This window comes from Blautia faecis (assembly GCF_027662325.1).
GTDB lineage: Bacteria > Bacillota > Clostridia > Lachnospirales > Lachnospiraceae > Blautia_A > Blautia_A faecis.
The window spans coordinates 12,201-33,312 of the sequence record NZ_JAQDKY010000015.1; the positions used below are offsets into that span (position 1 = coordinate 12,201).

Annotated in this window: 14 protein-coding genes and 2 pseudogenes; 3 read left to right on the plus strand and 13 right to left on the minus strand. The window is 42.8% G+C overall.

The features are described from left to right. Nucleotides 1-217: 217 nt before the first annotated feature. From PGQ38_RS08990 to ftsH, 4 genes are all read right to left on the minus strand, one after another. On the minus strand, nucleotides 218-1,159 hold the full coding sequence (locus PGQ38_RS08990; RefSeq protein ID WP_118583904.1) for an ROK family glucokinase: 942 nt from the start codon (nucleotides 1,157-1,159) through the stop codon (nucleotides 218-220). A 132-nt stretch (nucleotides 1,160-1,291) separates the two neighbouring features. Continuing rightward, on the minus strand, nucleotides 1,292-2,224 hold the full coding sequence (hprK, locus tag PGQ38_RS08995; RefSeq protein WP_118583906.1) for an HPr(Ser) kinase/phosphatase: 933 nt from the start codon (nucleotides 2,222-2,224) through the stop codon (nucleotides 1,292-1,294). Nucleotides 2,225-2,483: 259 nt separating this feature from the next. Further along, on the minus strand, nucleotides 2,484-4,349 hold the full coding sequence (gene uvrC / locus PGQ38_RS09000) for an excinuclease ABC subunit UvrC (protein ID WP_270431385.1): 1,866 nt from the start codon (nucleotides 4,347-4,349) through the stop codon (nucleotides 2,484-2,486). 66 nt (nucleotides 4,350-4,415) lie between these two features. After that, nucleotides 4,416-6,458, minus strand: a complete 2,043-nt coding sequence (gene ftsH / locus PGQ38_RS09005; RefSeq protein ID WP_118583910.1) for an ATP-dependent zinc metalloprotease FtsH — start codon at nucleotides 6,456-6,458, stop codon at nucleotides 4,416-4,418. A gap of 415 nt (nucleotides 6,459-6,873) precedes the next feature. Here ftsH and PGQ38_RS09010 point away from each other — a divergent pair, with 415 nt between their 5' ends. After that, nucleotides 6,874-8,352 (plus strand): DUF1846 domain-containing protein, encoded by a 1,479-nt coding sequence (locus tag PGQ38_RS09010; RefSeq protein WP_270413607.1) that lies wholly within the window; start codon nucleotides 6,874-6,876, stop codon nucleotides 8,350-8,352. A gap of 213 nt (nucleotides 8,353-8,565) precedes the next feature. Here the strand turns inward: PGQ38_RS09010 and PGQ38_RS09015 are convergent, their stop codons facing one another. From PGQ38_RS09015 to PGQ38_RS09025, 3 genes are all read right to left on the minus strand, one after another. After that, a complete protein-coding gene (locus PGQ38_RS09015; protein WP_118583914.1) occupies nucleotides 8,566-10,143 on the minus strand; it encodes a hypothetical protein in 1,578 nt (525 codons plus the stop codon). Between the two features lie 70 nt (nucleotides 10,144-10,213). Then, nucleotides 10,214-11,062, minus strand: coding sequence for a shikimate dehydrogenase (gene aroE / locus PGQ38_RS09020; protein WP_270431390.1), 849 nt, complete (start codon nucleotides 11,060-11,062; stop codon nucleotides 10,214-10,216). A 522-nt stretch (nucleotides 11,063-11,584) separates the two neighbouring features. Further along, entirely contained in the window at nucleotides 11,585-12,922 is a 1,338-nt protein-coding gene (locus PGQ38_RS09025; RefSeq protein WP_270431393.1) for an ATP-binding protein, read from the minus strand. A 212-nt stretch (nucleotides 12,923-13,134) separates the two neighbouring features. On the opposite strand from PGQ38_RS09025, the pseudogene PGQ38_RS20580 reads away from it, so the two are divergent. After that, nucleotides 13,135-13,203, plus strand: a pseudogene (locus PGQ38_RS20580) (hypothetical protein); the annotation flags it as partial. A gap of 46 nt (nucleotides 13,204-13,249) precedes the next feature. Here PGQ38_RS20580 and PGQ38_RS09030 read toward each other — a convergent pair. Further along, nucleotides 13,250-13,768: a collagen-like domain-containing protein gene (locus PGQ38_RS09030; protein ID WP_270431395.1), complete on the minus strand. Its 519-nt coding sequence runs from the start codon at nucleotides 13,766-13,768 to the stop codon at nucleotides 13,250-13,252. Between the two features lie 75 nt (nucleotides 13,769-13,843). Continuing rightward, a complete protein-coding gene (locus PGQ38_RS09035) occupies nucleotides 13,844-14,923 on the minus strand; it encodes a glycosyltransferase family 2 protein (RefSeq protein ID WP_195992289.1) in 1,080 nt (359 codons plus the stop codon). A gap of 195 nt (nucleotides 14,924-15,118) precedes the next feature. Between PGQ38_RS09035 and PGQ38_RS09040 the strand changes: the two genes are divergently transcribed. After that, nucleotides 15,119-16,549: a hypothetical protein gene (locus PGQ38_RS09040; protein ID WP_270431397.1), complete on the plus strand. Its 1,431-nt coding sequence runs from the start codon at nucleotides 15,119-15,121 to the stop codon at nucleotides 16,547-16,549. Between the two features lie 87 nt (nucleotides 16,550-16,636). On the opposite strand, the gene PGQ38_RS09045 is transcribed toward PGQ38_RS09040, so the two are convergent. The 4 genes and pseudogenes from PGQ38_RS09045 to PGQ38_RS20585 all read right to left on the minus strand — a co-directional run bounded on the left by PGQ38_RS09045 (nucleotide 16,637) and on the right by PGQ38_RS20585 (nucleotide 21,065). After that, nucleotides 16,637-18,226 carry an AAA family ATPase gene (locus tag PGQ38_RS09045; protein WP_270431398.1) on the minus strand — a complete coding sequence of 530 codons (1,590 nt, stop codon included), beginning with the start codon at nucleotides 18,224-18,226 and terminating at the stop codon, nucleotides 16,637-16,639. Nucleotides 18,227-18,363: 137 nt separating this feature from the next. Further along, on the minus strand, nucleotides 18,364-19,548 hold the full coding sequence (locus PGQ38_RS09050) for an ATP-binding protein (protein ID WP_270431399.1): 1,185 nt from the start codon (nucleotides 19,546-19,548) through the stop codon (nucleotides 18,364-18,366). A gap of 112 nt (nucleotides 19,549-19,660) precedes the next feature. Then, nucleotides 19,661-20,779: pseudogene (locus PGQ38_RS09055) on the minus strand (AAA family ATPase); the annotation flags it as partial. A gap of 157 nt (nucleotides 20,780-20,936) precedes the next feature. Then, nucleotides 20,937-21,065, minus strand: a complete 129-nt coding sequence (locus PGQ38_RS20585; protein WP_416386746.1) for a DUF6718 family protein — start codon at nucleotides 21,063-21,065, stop codon at nucleotides 20,937-20,939. Nucleotides 21,066-21,112: the final 47 nt, after the last annotated feature.

Below are 21,112 nucleotides of genomic sequence, written 5' to 3' on the forward strand. Positions count from 1 at the left end.
CTTTCAGCTGACAGTCAGTTATAAACAATTAAAACTGCAGTTTTCGTTTCCAGAAAGCTGCAGTTTTTTTCTGCCAGAATAATAACTGTTCAATGCCGGGAGCGGTGAACCATAGATACAAAGAAACGCCTTGCACAGAGTCTGCTGGATTCAGCAATCCTCTGCACAAGGCGTTTCCTGATTTTATGTATTATGAAATTCTCTGGATGATCGGAAATCAGTCTTTGATCACCATACGGGCTGCACCATAGATACCGGCATCATTTCCAAGGCTTGCAAGAATGATCGGAGTACTCTTGCAGGATGGAAATGCATATTTCTGATAGTACTTCTGGATACAGTCTGTAAGAGGTTTACCTGCTTTGGATACACCGCCGCCAATTACAATTGCTTCCGGGTCTGTTACACATGCAAACACGGCAAGTGTGCTTCCAAGAATGTCGCCAACCTTCTCCATAGTCTTAACAGCCAGAGCATCGCCCTCCTTGTAGAAGTCAAGAACATTCTTAGCAGAAAGCTTCTCTACATGACGCATCTTGCTGTCCTCCTGGCTCTCCTCCAGAATGTCATTTGCCACACGTACAATTCCGGTTGCAGATGCATACTGCTCCAGACATCCGTGATTACCGCAGTTACAGGGGCGAACTTCATTGTGATTGACACATGCATGTCCAATCTCTCCACCGGCACCGTGATAACCTGCGATGATCTTGCTGTCGATGATGATGCCGCCGCCAACACCGGTTCCAAGTGTTACCAGGATTACGTTCTTGGCCCCCTCTGCAGCACCCTTCCATGCCTCACCGAGAGCTGCGATATTGGCATCATTGGCTGCCTTTGCCGGAAGACCTGTAAGTGCGCTTAATTCGCTTGCTACGGCCTTAAAGCCCCAGTGCAGGTTAACTGCCATAGGAACTTCACCATTCTCATTAACAGGTCCTGGAATGCCGATTCCAACACCGTCTACATTATCCTTTGTGATTCCTCTCTCATCCAGCTTCGTCTTGATTGCATCTGCAACATCCGGCAGGATTGAAGAACCGTTATTCTCCAGTCTTGTTGGAATCTCCCACTGCTCAACCAAAGTTCCATTCGTAAGAAACAGACCGCATTTTACAGAAGTTCCTCCTACGTCAATACCAAAACAATACATACCCATTGTAAATTTCCATCCTTTCTGATCTATGAATTACTATTCTATGCATTACTGTTCTATGCATTACCGTTCTATGCATTACTGTGCCTTAAAGCCTATTAAAAAAGTATTCCCGCAATCTGCACACTCTGATTTTTATTCTTCTCTTTTTTTGGCAATGTTCGCCTGAACACGCTTGTACAGCTCCTCAGCTGCATTGTAGCCCATCTTCTTCTGTCTGTGGTTAACGGCTGCAGACTCAACAATAACAGCCAGATTACGTCCTGGACGAATCGGAAGGGAATGGCATACGATCTTGTTTCCAAGATACTCCGTATACTCCTCATGAAGTCCCAGACGGTCGTACTCCTTGTCGCGGTCCCACTCTTCCAGTTTGATAACAAGATCGACAGACTGGGTATCCTTAACACTCTCAACACCAAACAGGGTCTTCACATCAATAATACCAATACCACGAAGCTCAATAAAGTGACGTGTGATATCCGGTGCGGAACCAACTAAAGTAACATCGCTCACCTTGCGAAGCTCAACAACGTCATCACTGACAAGACGGTGACCACGCTTGATCAGCTCAAGGGCTGCCTCGCTCTTACCAATACCGCTCTCGCCTGTGATCAGGACACCCTCGCCATAAACATCCACAAGCACACCGTGAATGGAAATACAGGGAGCCAGCTGGACGCCAAGCCAACGGATGATCTCTGCCATCAGACTGGACGTAGTTCTCTCTGTCACAAATGTAGGTACATTATATTTGTATGCAAGATCGATCATATCCTGTGACGGTCTTGTCATAGTGCTGAAGATGACACATGGGATCTTGCTGGAGATAAAACGCTCGTACTTGAATGTGCGCTCCTCATCGCTTAACTGCATCAGATAAGTATACTCTACATATCCGATGATCTGAACACGCTCGTTTGCAAAATGCTCCAGATATCCTGTAAGCTGCAAAGCCGGACGATTTATTTCTGCTGTCTTCACATAAATCTCTGTAAGGTCAATATCAGGCGTCAGGTTGGTCAGATTCAGTTCCTGCGCCAGCTTGGTAAGCTGTACACCCTTCATGCTTTTATCTCCTTTTTCTCTAATGAAGTCCTTCCCGCATAAGCAGTTCCCTGCAGTTACAAGATTCCTCATAATAGGTGAAAACTGTTATGCAGTCTGTGCAGGTTTCTTTGCACTGCACATAGAAATTATATGCATTGCCAAAAATCCACACTTATCTGTATTATACACAATTTTTTCTGTAACTTCAATGTCGAATCTTGTTAAAACTGTTACTGTTCGCTCTATTCACAGTAACACGATTCGCGATGCACAGAAATCATGCATTCGTATGATTTGGCGCTCTATGAAAAAACTGATAGACAGCCTCCGCGCTCTGTACATTCATAGACTCTGTCTGACTTAATTCTTCCACAGAAGCATCCTTGATATTCTCAACAGACCGGAATCTTCTCATAAGAGCCTTTCGCCTGGTCTCACCAATTCCCGGAATATCATCCAGAACGGAATGTACCTGTTCTTTGCTTCTAAGGGAGCGGTGATACTCAATGGCAAAACGGTGAGCCTCATCCTGGATCCTGGTTACCAGATGGAAACCCTCACCAGAAGTATCAATGGGAATTTCAACATTATTGAAATACACCCCTCTGGTTCGGTGGTTGTCATCCTTTACCATACCACATACCGGAATATCAATTCCAAGCTCTCCAAGAACCTTCCGTGCAATGTTTACCTGGCCACGTCCGCCATCCATAAGGATCAGATCCGGAAGAATGGAAAAGCTGTCGTATTCGCCCTTGGATTCATGGGTAAAACGCCTTGTAAGCACCTCTTCCATGCTGGCGTAATCGTTAGGTCCCTGCACCCATTTGATCTTGAATTTTCGATAATCGCTTCGCTTCGGCTTGCCCTTTTCGTAAACCACCATGGAACCAACGGACTCAAACCCACTGATATTGGATATATCGTAGGCCTCCATACGCACAATATCCTTAAGCCCCAGCCAGTCCTCAATCTCCTTCACCGCGCCGATCGTACGTCCTTCTTCACGCTTGATCCGTTCTCTGTCTTTGGAAAGGACCATCCAGGCGTTTTCCTTGGCAAGCTCCACCAGCTTCTCCTTTGTTCCCTTTTTCGGTACACGGATGTGAACACGCTGTTTACGCCTTGCCGTCAGCCAGTCTTCAATGATTTCCCCATCTTCTATCTCTGTCTGCATCATGATTTCCGCCGGAATAAAAGGCGTTCCTGCATAAAACTGCTTCAGAAAGCTTGACAAAACCTGTGCTTTGGTATCGCCTCTTGCCACACGGAGAAAAAAGTGATCTCTGCCGATCAGCCTGCCGCCACGCATAAAAAACACCTGCACAACTGCATCCTGCTCCCGGAGATCTTCACTTTCATCCATGGCAACTGCAATAATATCCCTGTCCTCTTCCCCATAGGTAGTAATCTTCTGTCGTTCTCCGATCCGCCTGATACTGTTGATTAAATCACGATATCCTGCAGCATCCTCAAAACGCATCTCCTCTGAAGCAGCCATCATTTTCTCCGTCAGCTGATCAATGGTCTCCTTGTAATTTCCATTGAGGAAATGAAGTACCTGTCCAATGTTCTGCTTATACGCTTCCTCACTTACATTTCCCTGGCAGGGGGCCGTGCACTGCTTCATATGATAATACAGACATGGACGGTCTTTGCCGCAGTCACGGGGCAGATTACGGTTGCAGGAGCGCACCATATAAATCTTGCGGACCAGCTCGATCACGTCTTTCACAGCTGTGGAGCTGGTATAGGGTCCGAAATATTTCGCCTTGTCCTTTTTCATGGTGCGGGAAAAAAGGACTCTGGGATAGGGCTCGTTTACCGTCACTTTAATGAATGGATATGTCTTATCATCCTTCAACATGGTGTTGTATTTCGGACGGTGCTCCTTGATCAGGTTGCACTCCAGTACCAGCGCCTCCAATTCAGAATCGGTGACAATATATTCAAATCTGGTAATGTGAGTGACCATCTGCTCAATCTTTGCGCCTTTATTGCGGCTGCTCTGAAAATACTGGCGGACACGGTTCTTCAGACTGACTGCCTTTCCCACATAAATGATCTCATCTTTTTCCCCATGCATAATGTAGACACCAGGCTTACCGGGCAGCTTTTTTAACTCTTCTTCAATCAGGAACATAAAAACTCTCCTTTGTTGAAAAGAACCGGGAAAACATGTCTCCCGGTTCTGATGTTTTATCCTATATTATCTGTATTGTTCAATTACAGGAACGGCAATAGCAGATTCCGCTGTCTCTGTGTCCGCATTTGCCTCATCCGTTTTATCCTCTGCTTTCACAGCCTCATCCAGCGCCTTCAGCCCTTCTGCATCCAACACATCTGAAACTTCCATTCCCTTCTCCACTGCGCGGAAAATGATCATAAATTCCTTACCGGTAATGGTCTCCTTGCGGATCAGATAAGCAGCGATCTTGTCCAAAGCCTTTCTGTGGCTGCTGATCAGGCGCTTCGCCTCCTCATAAGAAACACGAAGCAGCTCCATAACCTCATGGTCAACTTCGGTAGCTGTATTGTCACCGCAATTAAGCACTGCACGACCATTCAGATACTGATTCTCCTGAGTTGCAAGACCCATCAGACCAAACTTCTTGGACATACCATACTGGGTGATCATAGCACGTGCAACCTTGGTGGCCTGCTCAATATCATTGGAAGCACCAGTTGTCACACTGTCAAAAACGATCTCCTCAGCAGCACGTCCGCCAAGATATCCGACCAGCATAGCTTCCAGTTCTTTCTGGGTATTCAGATATTTCTCTTCTTCCGGAACCTGCATAACGTAACCAAGTGCGCCCATAGTACGAGGTACAATGGTGATCTTCTGTACCGGCTCGGAATCCTTCTGAAGGGCACTTACCAGTGCATGTCCTACCTCATGATAGGATACGATACGGCGCTCCTGGGCACTTAAAATACGGTCTTTCTTCTCTTTTCCAACAAGAACCACCTCAACAGACTCCAGAAGATCCTTCTGGGAAACTGCGTGACGGCCATTCTTAACAGCCAGGATAGCGGCCTCATTGACCATATTGGCAAGGTCAGAACCAACGGCACCGGATGTGGCAAGGGCAATTGCCTCGAAATCAACGGTATCGTCAAGCCTTACATTCTTCGCATGAACCTTCAGGATATCAATACGTCCTTTCAGGTCCGGACGGTCAACGATAACACGGCGGTCAAAACGCCCCGGACGAAGAAGTGCCGGATCCAGTACCTCCGGACGGTTGGTAGCTGCCAGGATCAGAAGTCCCTTGGAAGTATCAAAACCATCCATCTCTGCAAGCAGCTGGTTCAAAGTCTGCTCACGCTCGTCATTACCTCCACCGTAATGGGAATCACGGCTCTTTCCAATGGCATCAATCTCATCAATAAATACGATACACGGCGCATTCTTCTTGGCTTCCTCAAAAAGATCACGGACACGGGAAGCACCTACGCCAACGAACATCTCCACAAATTCTGATCCAGAAAGGGAAAAGAACGGTACATGTGCCTCCCCTGCAACAGCCTTGGCAAGAAGGGTTTTACCTGTACCCGGAGGTCCTACAAGCAGGGCGCCCTTCGGCAGTTTAGCACCAATTTCCACGTATTTGCCTGGATTGTGAAGAAATTCCACAACCTCCTGCAAGGATTCCTTGGCCTCATCCTGTCCGGCAACATCCTTAAATGTGATTCCGGTCTCTTTCTGTACATACGCCTTGGCGCGGCTTTTCCCAACGCCCATCATACCACCGCCGCCTTTGTTCATGCGGCGCATGAAAAACATAAGAAGCACAAACAGAAGCACAGACGGTAAAAGTACGCTAAGCATCATTGCCATAAATTCTCCGAAAGCATCCGGCGGCTCAGATTTAAAAATAATACCGGTTCCTTCCAGACGTTTGGTAAGGGCAGTCTCATCTTCTGTCAGATTGGTGTAATAACTGATCTCCTGATAAGGATTCACCTGCTTCTTCGGCACGATGGTCAGATTATCAGACTGAAGTGTAACGGATTTCACTTCATCATTATTCACCATATCAATAAACTTATCATACGTAATCTCACTGGAATTATCCTGCAGCATATTGGTAAACAGGCTGAAACACACCAGAGTAACCAAAAGACATATCAGAAAAGCCAGAATGGACTGATGATTTTTCTTATTGCGGTTAGGATCCTGATCTCTTCTTGGATCCCCTTTATCAGGGCGGCGTCCGCCTTGATTGTTGTCCAGATTATTATCCATTTCATTCCTCCTTACTATCTTTTCTATTATAAAGATAAAACGCAGATAAATCAACCTGGATATTGTGAAAACCCTCTGAATTTTTTTGAAAAAAAGTCAAAAAAATTCACATCAGAAAAATAAATAGATACTTTTTTTACGGCGCGAACTGTAGTATACTAGAGCGTGATTGAAAAAGGCTTTCTGCAGGATGTGCGCACAATTTGCAGGAATGATTTTTCTAATACAGTCCAGGAACATATTTTTTGAGGCAGGTGCAGAACGCATCTGCTGTATCCTTTTTACCTGTAACTTTACAGTAAGAAATAACATAATGGATGAGGAACTAAAAGATTACTATGTGCCGCAAATATTTCGCAAGGTGTTTTGTGAACATAGTAAAGAACAACCCAGAGAAAGAAGGAGGAAAGACAGAATGAAAAAAATTGGGTTCGATAATGACAAATATCTGAAAATGCAGTCCGAGCACATTCGTGAGAGAATCAGCAAATTTGACAACAAACTTTATCTGGAATTTGGAGGCAAGTTATTTGATGACTACCACGCTTCCCGTGTTCTTCCAGGATTTGAGCCAGACAGCAAGCTGCGCATGCTGATGCAGCTTTCCGACCAGGCAGAGATCGTAATCGTAATCGGTGCGCCTGATATTGAGAAGAATAAGGTTCGCGGTGACCTTGGCATCACATATGATGAGGACGTACTCCGTCTGATGAACGAGTTTACAAGCAGAGGACTTTATGTAGGAAGTGTGTGCATCACACGTTACTCCGGACAGGACAGCGCAGATGCGTTCAAGAAGCGTCTGGAGAAGCTTGGAATCAAGGTTTATGTCCTTTATAATATCCCAGGTTATCCAAGCAATACTTCCCTGATCGTAAGTGACGAGGGATACGGCAAGAATGACTATATCGAAACCACCCGCCCGCTGGTTGTTATCACAGCACCTGGACCTGGAAGCGGAAAAATGGCTACCTGTCTTTCCCAGCTTTATCATGAATACAAGAGAGGAATCAGCGCAGGCTATGCCAAGTTCGAGACTTTCCCGATCTGGAATATCCCGCTGAAGCACCCGGTAAATCTGGCTTATGAAGCTGCTACCGCTGATCTGAATGATGTCAACATGATTGATCCATTCCATCTGGAAGCTTATGGTCAGACCACTGTCAACTATAACCGTGACGTAGAGATTTTCCCTGTTGTACAGGCTATGTTTGAGAAAATCATGGGCGAGTGCCCTTACAAATCTCCTACAGATATGGGCGTTAATATGGCTGGAAACTGTATTGTGGATGATGAGGTTTGCCAGGAGGCTTCCCGTCAGGAGATCATCCGCAGATATTACAAGAGTATGGATGCGCTTATGTCCGGTACCGGCACAGAAGAGGAGGTTTACAAGATCGAGCTTCTTCTGAAGCAGGCACATGCCACACTGGAGGACCGCAAGGTTGTTCCTGCTGCCCTGGAAAGAGAGAAAGAAACTGGTGCTCCGGCTGCTGCCATGGAGCTGGAGGACGGAAGGATTATCACAGGTAAGACCTCTGATCTGCTTGGTGCATCCTCTGCCCTTCTTCTGAATGTGTTGAAGGAGCTTGCCGGAATCGATCACCAGAAGCATGTGATCTCCCCTGATGCCATTCACCCCATTCAGGAACTGAAGACAGATTATCTTGGAAGTAAGAATCCTCGTCTTCATATGGATGAGACCATGATTGCTCTTTCCATCAGCGCCGCTACGAATCCAGAAGCACGTCTTGCCCTGGAACAGTTTCCAAAGCTGAAAGGCTGCCAGGCACATACTTCTGTTATGCTGTCTTCTGTGGATGTGCTTTCCTTCCGTAAATTGGGCGTAGAGCTGACCTGTGAGCCGAAATTCGAGCAGGGGAAGAAGCTGTAAGGATAAGCAGGCATAGATTTTGTTGTTGCGTAATATAAAGCTCTGGCAAATGATTGTTTGAAAATTATCATTTGCCAGAGCTTTTCTTGTATATGTGCCCAGACAACGGCTTAACCGCAAAAAACTGCCATTAAGCCGCACGAAGCCTTGAATTTACGGAAAAAATTTCACACCGTCGCTACCTTGAAAAACAGCATTCTTTCATTCATGCATTTATAGCTCCGCTTCGGTGTCACATTCCCCACACATCTTCTTCGCAGTCTCTTCTGGCACTTCGATCAGTCCAAATTTCCAGAACAATGGATAAATATAAGAAATACCTCTAATATCCCCTAATGCCTTTGGACGTTTCACGATGCCGGATATCTGCCGGCAATTTTGGAATGCCATTTTTATGCTGCTCCAGGACAGGGTTTTGCTGTTTTCACGGCGGTCGATGAGAAGCTCTTTGTTGTAGGTCCCGTCTTTGCCGATTTTCAGCTTGTACTGGTATGGGAGACCAGAGGCTGTGCGAAATGGATAGTTTTGGAAGGCTGCAATTGCTGACCAAAGAGTCTCTTCCTCACAGTTCTGTTTAAGAGCATCAAGAACTTTCTGCTGCCCATCTGTCAGTTCCGGCTTGTCATATGCCTTTATTTTTCTACCTGTAAATCCGGCTCCGGCTTTGTCCTCATCATTTTGTTCCTTTACTTTATCCCAATTGCCGTTTTCTTTCTCCAGCATTACTTTCAACAACCTTATAATTCCTTTGATTTCCTGCACAATCTGAACACCCAATACATGAAAATCTATTTTCTTTTCCCTGGAACTATATTTCTCTTCCAGAAGCTTTGCCTTTTCCTCATCATGATCCTTGTATCTGGCTTTCCCGGACATGTAAGCATAAGAATTGGCAGTTCCCGGATATTCAATATTTTCCTGCAGATAAAATGGAGATGGATTCTCTTCCAGATCATGCTTCAGGCAATTCAGTTTCTCTAAAAACTTCCCGGTAACTTCCGGGTAATGCTCTTTTATATACACAAGATTCTTATGCAGACATACTGCACTTTTTTCCATCATCTGCCGTTCTTTTGGATTCTTCAGACAGTCATATTCATAATCCTGAACTTCATGTCCTTCCATGGAACGGATCAACTCACTATACCAGTACATATGCTGCGCAGAATTGTCCGGAAACATAAAGTAAGTGGAAAATTCATGGTCGATCATCGGAGCCAGCCTCAGAATTTCTCCTTTTTTATTACAAACGAACGCAATATTCTCATAGTGATAATTCTGATCGCCTTTCAGCATGGAAACCAGGATCTGCATGGCAAGCTGCTCTGCCATGTCTTCGTGATTCTGGAAATAGGAAGCCTCCAGAATATCCGTATAATCATAAAACATCATACAGTAATTCTCATACTGGTCTATATCCACCTTTTTATCCGGATACTTCCGAAAGAATTCCAGAAGATTCAAAAGCTGCTCATCTTCATTATAAATCCTTGGAACCACAGTCCCATAATCATAGTATTTCTGTGTCTCTTCTTCATAACCATGGCAAAAAGCCAGCTGATATAAAGGCGCCGATACAAAATATTCATTTATCACATTCGACCAGAACACTTCCGCATAAGCGAACAAAGGCGTGGAAAATGGCTTAGATTTACTCAACGGCTTAAAAATCTGATTTCCACTGTAAACCGGAAAATGTTTCTCTCCCTTTACTACGCCGACTGCTTCCGCGGTCAGATTGCCTATTCTGTCTGCATAATTGAAGTGGACAGTTTCATAATTTATTTTCAAAGGTCTCACATCCTTTTTTTTTAAAAAGATTCAATCTGACAACTTTCTTTTCAGAAAAAGCCTGTCTTCCTTACTCAAACTCCTTCTTCAGCGCATCCTCCATCACATCTACCGGCGCTTCCACGCCTGTCCAGAGGGTGAAATTCAGTGCGGCCTGCTGTACCAGCATTCCAAGACCGGTGATAGTTTTTGCACCATTTTCTGCTGCGGACTTTAGGAAAATTGTTTCCGCCGGATTAAATATGACATCGCATACACACATTTCCGGTGTGATGGCAGTATAATCAATGTCTGGCTTGTCTGTCACATTTGGAGAAAAACCGATTGAAGTGGCATTGATTAAAATATCTGTATCAGATGGAATTTCCATATTGTTTTTCCAGTTAAGATACTTTGCACTGCTATCTGTTTTCATCTGAATAAGAGATGCCAGTTCCTCACCTTTTTCAATGCTTCGGTTGATAATATTGATATGAGTCGCCCCATTTAATGCACATTCAACAGCTATCGCCCTGGCTGCTCCGCCAGCGCCAAGAATAGTCACATTTTTCTTATCCAGAGTCTCACCAGAATTCTTCAACGCGGTTACAAACCCTTTTCCATCCGTATTCTCACCGAATAGTTTTCCCTTTTTCTGGATAACCGTATTCACTGCTCCTATAATCTCTGCTGCCGGACTCAGTTCATCCAGATAAGGGAGAACCTTGGTCTTGTGAGGCATGGTAAGATTGATTCCCTTCATGCCAAAGATTTTCACACTGTCCATTGCCTTTCCAAGATTCTCTGGAAGCACTTTAATGGTCAGATAACGATAATTCAAATTTTTCGCTGCAAACGCAGCCTCCTCAACTACACCAGTAGGATTATCATCCACTGGATCACCAAAAACGCCGGTTAATTCTGCACGATAGTTTTTCATGTTTGAATGCCCCTTTCTCTTTTTCAAAATCATCCTTAAAATCGAATCCAAACTCACTTTCACAATGCATCCGAATAAATACCGCTCACTCCCATAGCCCTGTATTTCTCCCACTGTCCCCGGTAATTCACAGTATGAGTATATACTTTGATCTTGTATTTCTTAAAATATTTCACTACTTTGGAAGTTACCCGTCCTTTTGGAATTGTTACTACGTTGCCGGATAATGGGATCCTTGGTATACCAATGGCTCTGGGCGTGTGCCGGCTAGGCGGGAATTATGAGAACGGCTATTAATAAAACAATTGTGTATAAAAGTTTTTTCATGTATTTATTTTCCCTAAAAACACATTGTAACTGAAAAGCACGATTAACCAGATTCATAACTTTTCCCCCTTCGCACATGCTCCTATATAAAAATAGATTTCACAGTATTACTATTTTCTGTTTTTACAATGATACCATGAAAGCTTTAGAGTCTCAATAATTTTGTGGGCAGCAATATTGCCAGCGTCTCAAGGGTTATGGTTCACTCCCCAATGCCAATCCGATCAGTCTATCCGCCTGATCTGCCATGAATAACGGAATATTCAACACATCATTGTCCAGTTTCAGATTATCCAGTGAGAAACGGATGCGTAGCTTGACCTTATCAGGGAACAGTTCCTTGAACTTCTTCATACTCTTGCTGGTTGTGTTTGCTTCGGATTTAACCTCCACGGGAAAGATGTCGTTCTCCCGCTGAATGAGGAAATCCACTTCGTAAGGTGGGTTGTTCTGGCTCCAATAACGAGGCATGACTTCAAACTGAGTAATTAAAGTCTGCAACACAAAGTTTTCGGTTAATGCGCCTTTGAATTCAGTAAAAAGACGGTTGCCTTCGCCAAAAGCAGTGGGGGCCAACTGTGCCAGACGGCGAAGCAATCCCACATCCACCAGATAAATTTTGAAAGCCGACAAGTCATCGTAAGCTGCAATCGGCAGGCCAGGAGCTGAGCTGCGATAAATTTTATGCACTAAACGGGCATCCACCAGCCATTGTAAGGCATTCTCGTACTCACGGGCTCGTGCACCTTCCTTGACCACTTTATAGATAAACTTCTTGTTCTCTCTTGCCAGTTGAGGCGGAATGGATTTCCAGATCATTGAGATTTTCGGGAACTCGCTGAGATTAGGATGTTTGGCAAAATCACGCTCATAGGCTCCGAGGATTCCGGATAATGCTTCCTGCATAGCAGAAACATCCCGTGCCTCCGTCCACATCAATACCGACTCCGGCATACCACCGGTGACATAGTACATTTTCAGCTTCTCATACAGCGGATTAAAGAAGGCGTCAGGGATGGGTTCAAGGGTGTCCACCTGTTCCAGATACTGTGCCAGGTTTTCATCACCGTTGGCAAGCAGGAATTCATTAAAGGTCATCGGGTCAATCTGCATAAAGTTGACCTTACCGACCGGAAAAGAAGAGGGTTTCGCCAGAGCAATACCTAACAGAGAACCGGCGCAGGCAACGTGATACTGCGGTGCGTTCTCGCAAAAATACTTCATAGAGTTAATGGCCTTAGGGCAGTCCTGCACCTCATCAAAGATGATAAGGGTTTTTTCAGGCACAATTTTTTGACCGCTTGCCAGCATAAGGTTTTGTAGAATCCGGTCCACATCCTTGGTTGTTTCAAAAAATTGCTTATATTCTTCATTTTCGTCGAAGTTAAAGTAAGCTGTATTTTCATAATAACGTCTGCCGAACTCTTTCAGAATCCAAGTCTTTCCTACCTGACGTACGCCCTTCAATATTAAAGGCTTGCGGTAGGGAGAATTCTTCCAAGCCAGCAACTTTTTTAAGATAAATCGTTCCATAGAATCACCTGTCACATTTTTATTGGAGTTTTATGCTTGATAATCACATTTTTATTAGAGTTTTGTGCTTAATAATCACACTTTTATTATATGCGAAATTCATGAAATTACAACCGAAAACACAAAATTATTTAATTTTAATGCTTAGCAATCACACTTTTATATGAGAAAGGACTGGAAATGGATTGCTCCATTTCCAGCCCTTTCCCTCATTGCGGTATATTTCACCCGAATTCGGTTGCTGTAGCCGCTACGGCGCCCTCATCTGGGCGAAATCTCCCACAAATTATGACGCACATCTTGCAGAAAGCCTTTTTCAAACATGTGCTAAGATTGCAGAATTCCGGCAGCGCGAAGATTTGCCAGAAGTGTATTTAGCTGTGTCACAGCATCCTCTGTACCAGTAGCATCTGCTACTGCCGCTGCCGGAGTTGGCGCTGGGCCAGTAGGACCAATCGGGCCGTCTGCTCCGACAGGACCGGTTGGGCCTGTTGCTCCGGCTGGGCCGGTTGGGCCGGTTGAGCCTGTCGCTCCGGCAGGGCCGGCTTCTCCGGCTGGGCCCATAACTCCTGGCATGCCCGGTTCTCCCTGCGGACCCATAGGACCTGCAGGGCCTACTGCTCCCTGGCATCCTCTTGGTCCCATGGGACCAGTCACACCTGGACACCCTCTTGGACCAACAGGTCCCATAGGACCGGTTGCACCACGCGGTCCTGTGGCTCCCTGTCCCGGACAACCGCAATCGCAGCCGCAGCGATTATTGTTTCCAAAACAGGATGTACAGGTGATATCACCAGAAGCTTCCTTTTCAGAAGAATTTTTCTGATTATGACGATCAAAAAACATACACATTCTCCCATAACAGCTTAGATATTCACTATCAATATATGAAATACTAACAATACAGGTGAATTTTCCCTCTCACTCCATACCCCAAACATCCCTGAAATACTTCTCATTTCCAATAACTGCCTGATGCAGAGGCTTCAATACTCTTGCCTTTTTATGAAATTCAAACGCCTCCCTGTGCCTTCCCGCTTTATCCAGACATACACACATCTGTATCGCAGGTATAAAATCATGACTGTCTGCAATATAAAAACCGCCGTTTTTCTTTTTCCGTGGCGCAAGAAGAGCCTGCTGATACCAATATGCTGCCGTCACATACTCCCTTTTTTCCATAAACAATCTTCCTATCTCACAACAGATCTCCGCTCTCGGAACATCCATCGTAAAGCTGTAAAAAAGTATATCAAAAGCAGCTGCATTCTCTCCCATTGCCTGATAACAGCAGGAAAGAACCAGACAGCTGTTCAGTTTATTCTCTATCCAGCCATCTGGTTCTTCCAGAAATTTTTTTAAAATTAAAATTGCATACTCATATTGCTTATGATAAAAAAGCTCCCGCCCATAATAAAAGAAATGTCTCGGTTCCATTTTTTCACCGGAATCAATCATCTGCTCATATATATGCAGATTGCGAAAAGACTCTCCAGCCTTTATTTTTCGATGCTCAATCACCACATCCGAATATAAAATATTCCCCGCAGGAACAACCGTTTCGTGGACGCGCCCCTGCCATCTGAAATTCCGGGAAGTCTTCATAATACGCTCTCTGTAATAAGAAAACGTAACATGCTCCCATTCATCAAATCCCACTGCATAATCCATCATAACCACATCCGTATCTGAATCCATGCTCTCTTTCAACCTGAGCAGCTTCTCCTGATTTTCCGGCGTAATGACATCATCTGCATCCAGCCACATCCAATAATCCGTATCTGCTTTTTCCGTAATAAAATTGCGGGCAGCAGAGAAATCATCTTTCCATAAAAAATCATAAACCTCATCGGTAAACTCCCTGGCAATCTCCTTCGTTTTATCCACCGATCCGGTATCGCAAATATAGATTTTGTCCACAAGCTTGCTCATCGGCGTGAGGATTCTGCGAAGTACCGCCTCCTCATTTTTTACGATCATACACAGGCCAATTGATATCATTCCAAATATCCTTTTTTCAATAGCCTATGCAGGACAAATTACTTTTATTCCCATTTGCCGCTTCCGGATATCCGCATTTTTTCCAGCAATAACGCTTTCCTTACGGATTACCTGTCATTTGTGTCAGTGACAAAGTCTCCAAAATCTGGGAAAATAAAAATACAAAACATTCCACATAGAAAAGAGGTGCTGAATATGAGAAAAAAAATATGGAAAATACTACCTCTTGTGACCGGACTTGTGCTTCTGACTGCCAGTAGCGCTCTTACCGTTCATGGAGAAAGTGACAACACCATTGACGTAACCCTGTTCAAGCTTAACCTTCCAGATGGCTGGAGCTATGATCCGAATGATATCAGCGATTATGAAAATACCTGCTCTGTCAGCGTATTCGAAGGTGCAGACAAGGATAGCTCACAAAATGATTTCACCATTAAAGCAAATGAAGAATCAAGCTACTCTTTCCGCAAATATCTGCAGACCTCCGATATCGATCTTCATGACTATGCAGACGGCACTATTGAAAAAACAACCATTGGCGATGTGGATTATATACGAACCACAGACAATTTTGACAGAATTTACTACATTTATCGTCACGAGCCATCCGGTGTGACCTACAAAGTTATCATTTCCGGAGAAGAAAATGATTCTGTCAGAAACGTTTTTAACAATCTGGAACTGAAATTAGAGGACACCGGCAATGTAGAAGCACCTTACCCATGGGATGGAACTCCATTCACACCGGCTCCGCAGAGTATAGCTGTTGGAGATTATACCGTCACTCCGGAGTATATTCCATTTAGTGTTTCCCAGAACGGATTTGAAATCATGCGTCACCAGTTTGCAATATCCGGAGACCGGATGTATCATCAGCTGAATAATACTCTGGAAACTTACGAATATACTGGAAGCACCCTGAATCTTCTTTCTTCTGACACAATGGATGAGCAGGGAATGGATCTTTTTACAGACACGGACGGAAAACTTTATATTTCCCGTAACGGTGGAAAAGGAATCGTTATGAAAGACGGGCAGACCATATTGGAGACCGGCACAAGCGGTTACCTGTCTGTACACCCATCCGGTGCCTGGGGCATTACCAGCTACCTTGGCTATGACACGGAAAAAGTAACCTTTCAGGACGGCAGCGTGCTTACAGAGCCCTGGATCTTAACCTCTATGAATGATGACGCGGCACGAACCGGTATTTTTAAATTTGTCAGCCTAGTTGAGATCAGCAATGATCATATTATGGTATACGGACGTCTTGCAGGAGATGACACCCCATCGAAAATAGCAGTTTATGATCTGGAGGGCAACCAGCAGCTGCTTCTTGGCGGTGACCAGCACGAGGATCCTGCTTATTTCGGAAGTCTCACGGGAATAGCTGAGACAGCGAATGGCTATATTGCAGCAGATGGAAATATGCGAGAATTCTACTTCTGGTCAAAGGACGGAACTCTCCTCGCCGAAGTAGACTGCTACGATATGTTTGGAACCAGATACCCCTGGATTGAAGATATGAAAGTTGCAGAGGATGGTTCTGTGATGGTTCTTATGACACAGGACCGTGACGACGACTCTGCAAGCGAATTAATGGTATTCCGACTTACAGGTTTCTGATACATTCCCCTCACGAAAGGGCAGGTTGTGGAGAACATCCACACCTGCCCTTTTAAGTTGTTTTCATTCGGCACTGTTCTGGCAAAATCAATCTTTTTCGTACTTCTCAATCAAGCACTGGTGTTCCTTACTTTTTTTATCATAATTGATTCCAACAAGAAGAATATCGCCTGTATAATTCAAAATCGAAGAAGGATACTTTTTTGTCTTAATTTGTGTTAATGCGGTCTGCGCATTCTGGTTCCACTTCAATTCCACAAGCAATGCCGGATAATCATTTTTGTACTCTGGCTTTGGGATAAATACAAAGTCAGCAAATCCCCGTCCTGTAGGAAATTCACGGATTGGCTTAAAATAGTATTGCATTGCGCTTAAGTAGGCAATTGTAAGCACACTACTCAAGGAATTCTCATTATTATACTGAATTACTGACACATGCTCGTTATGGATTTTTTCAATCTCTTCTGCAACCGCCACACCATCCATATCCAATGTAGCATCCAGCAGATTTTCCGAATTCAGCTGCAATATCAGCATTTCATTCCACTTTTTACTCTCAACAGCAGTCGTCAACTCCTGCCGTATCTCCTCATTTGGTACAAAAGCAGTCTTCCTGATCTCATTATAACCAAGGTATCCTAAATGGATCATATAAGTCAATACATCATCCTTACTTTTAATATCTTCCGTATCATTTTGAAAAGCTGCCACATTCACCTTGACTTCGGCTCCGGAAAGCATCTCAATAACAGCTGTTTTCAGCCCATCATAGTTCATGTTAATCAAAGGCACAATCACATCATAGGATGCTGTTTCTGACCAGTAACTCCTGAATTCCTCCCTTAGCATTACGCTGACAACGGCTCTGGGATTATAAACCTGGTAATCCTTCAGAAGATAGCCATCGTACCATCGCTTCACTTCATCAAAGTCCTGCTGATATTTTTCTGACAGCTTTTTCACTTCAGCTTCTGTAAAACCAATATACGGAGCCAGATTACTTGCGCTCAGCATTGTAAACTCATCAAAATTATTTAATGCCGACTGAGTTTTTTCCTTTTTAATTGGAAGAATACCAGTAAGATATGCAAGTTGAATATATTTTGTTGGTTCTGTTCCTTTGAACATTGCCCTGAGAAAATTAATATACTCTTCCTGTACCCTTTTATTAACGTCCTTGTCACGAATAAGGACATCCCATTCATCAATGATGACAATAAATTTTTTTCCAGTTGCACCATTAATACGAGACAACACTTCTGGCAAAGATTCCGTCTTCTCTTTCAATACACCTGGATAGTATTCCGCAAGCTCCGCAATCGTCTTTTCCGAAATATAAGAAACCACCCTTTCAGGTCCACCAGCTGGCTCTATACACCATTGGATATCAAGATGTATTACATCATATTGGTTCAAGTGCTTCTTAAAATCTGCACTTTCACTAATTTCCAATCCGGCGAACATTTCTTCTGAATTACAGCCTCTGCTGTAATAAGCTGTAAGCATATTCGCTGTAATAGATTTTCCAAACCTTCTCGGACGGCTATTGCAAATATAGGCCTGCAATGTATTCAAAACTTTATTCGTATACTTAATAAGTCCGCTTTTATCAACATATATCTCGGAATTCAATGCTACCTGAAAAGCCAAATTATCTGGATTCACTAATATTCCCATCACTCACACACTCCCTATATAAAAAAGCTTCCACAGTATCACTATTTTCTACCAATAATGATATCATGAAAACTTTTGGTGCTCAATAATTTTATTGGGATGTTTTCTGAAAGCTCACAGAGAGTTACTGTTTGATTCTACTTTGATATACACCACTGTTTATATTCTTCCAGTCTTTGTATATATCCTGAAAATTCTGGAACCGTAAAATCAAGTTCTTTATATCTTACAGGATATATAATTCCCTTGCTAATTAACTGTGCTCGTGTTGTTGAAATAGATCCAACTGTTTTATTAAGATTGTGTGCAACATTTGATATCGTACATGGTAATTCACCACATTCTACCATTGCAAAAATAAATTTTTTATCACTTTCTGCACATCTTTCATATCTTGATTTAAAGAATCTTTCGTCCAGAGATGATAAAAATTCATCTATACAATTTTCTACATCAGACAATTCTATGACATCTTTATTTGTTTTATCGTACACAATTTTGCATAACTGTTGAATAAAAAAAGGATACCCTTTTGTAATTTCTACTATTTTGTTTATGGCTTCATGTGCATATATTATATTGAATTTTTTTGCTGGCTCTTCAATTGCTTTTTCTGATTGCTCATCCGTCAATGAATCGATTTTTTTATACATAAACAATCTTTCGGAATAAGATTTTTCATCAGAAAGCATTTTATATATTTTAGGCAATCCTGCACCTATAATCATAATTGGATAACCTAACTGATTTGCTCTATGCAATGCAGCGATCAAAGATCCTAGCTGGTTTTGCTTCATATACTGAATTTCATCTATAAAGAAACAAATTGGCGTTTCCGTTTTTTGTGCGGTTTCTCCGATTGTTGAAAATACTTCAGTAAGTGTTTGCGTTAAATTATTTGACACATACAATTCCCTATCCTGCATTGATAAAGAAAATGAATTATCTTCTGGGTTAAAAGAAACAACTAAGGACTTTATTGCCTCTAATGGCTTCTGTATTAAATGTTTAAATTTTTCTTTTGCACTTACTGTTCTTAAAAATGCCTGAGAACATTCAGCAATCTGTGAAATAAAGTCATTTCTCTCCTCAATTTCAATATGCTTACAAAAAATACCTTTTTCTTCTGCAATACTTTGCAGCTTATTTATTAAAACAGTTTTTCCAACGCCGCGCAAACCACTAAAAATAATTGATTGAGTAGGTATATCCATAGTTAACGCATCAAACATTTGACTTACGTTCTGAATGTCTTCATCTCGTCCAGCAATATATACTGGCATTAAACCAGCACCTGGTCTATATGGATTTACTTTAAACATACAATCACCTCCGCTTATAAACTTATATTACCGCAATACGTAGCAATAAGCAATACAGTTCCGTGATATTTTTCCTATAAGTACCTATAACTTTTTATACCACAATTTCCCTTACAGCAAGCGTAAGTTCCTGCCGAATTTCTTCATTAGGAACAAATGCAGACCTTCGATTCTGATCGTATCCCAGATAGCCAAGATGGATCATATACGTAAGAACCTCATCTCGGTTCTGTATATTTACCGTATCATTTTTAAAAGTTGCCGTATTCACTTTCACTTCAGCGCCTGACAACATTTCAATAACAGCGGACTTTAAGCCATCGAAATCCATATTGATCAACGGCACGATTGTCTCGTAAGAAGCAGTCTCTGACCAGTAGCTCTTAAATTCGCCATTTAGCATAACTCCCACAACCGCCCGTGGATTATATATTTGATGCTCATTTAGGCGATAACCATCATACCACCTTTTGACCTTTTCGTAATTCTGATGATATTTTTTTGCAAGCATCTTCACTTCACTTTCTGTGAAACCGACATAAGACGCCATATTGCCTGCACTAAGCATAGTAAACTCATCAAAATTATTTAGTGCTGACTGGGTTTTCATTTTTTTGATTGGAAGGATACCTGTCAGATATGCGAGAGCAATATATTTAGTTGGCTCAGTACCTTTAAACAGTCCCCTTAGGAAATTAATATAATTTTCCAGTACAGCCTGATTCTGCGCTTCATCTCGAATCAAAACATCCCATTCATCAATAATAATGACAAATTTCTGTCCTGTTTGATTTTTAACTCTTGAAAGCGCATCAGACAAAGAACCGTCTTGGAGAACCAAACACTCTGGATAAATTTCGCGCAACTCGTCCAGTACGCTTTTTGTAATAAACTGTACCACTTTGTTCTTATCTTCACAATTTGCCAGAAACCACTGGATATCAATGTGAATTACATCATATTTGTTAAGATACTTTTTGAAATCCTGTGTTTTTCCTATTGAAAGGTCGGAAAACATCATCTCAGAATCTGCACCTTTGCTGTAATATGCTGCAAGCATATTCGCCGCATAGGATTTCCCAAATCTCCTGGGGCGGCTGTTGCAAATATACGCATCTGTAGTCTCCAGAACGCGATTCATATATTCGATCATACCAGTTTTATCTACATAAATTCTGGAATTCAAAGCAGCCTGAAAAGCACTGTTGTCCGGATTCACAAATCTTCCCATCTATCACGCACTCCCTATACAAAAAAAGCTTCCACAGTATCACTATTTTCTACCAATAATGATATCATGAAAACTTTTTGGTCTCAATAATTTTATGCGTGTTTATGAATTCTTACATTGGTATTATTCGCACAAGCTGTGCAAGCTTTACCTATATTTATCCCATCTTTTGAACCAGTTTTTCAAATTCCGTTTCATCCTCTATAAACGTATATGGAGCATACTCCCCATATGTAGTAGGACGACTAATTGGTAAGCGCTTAATTTTTAGGTATGATAGAAAAATCCCCGACTACTTTTCAGTAGCCGGAGCACCTTGACAATTCACATATG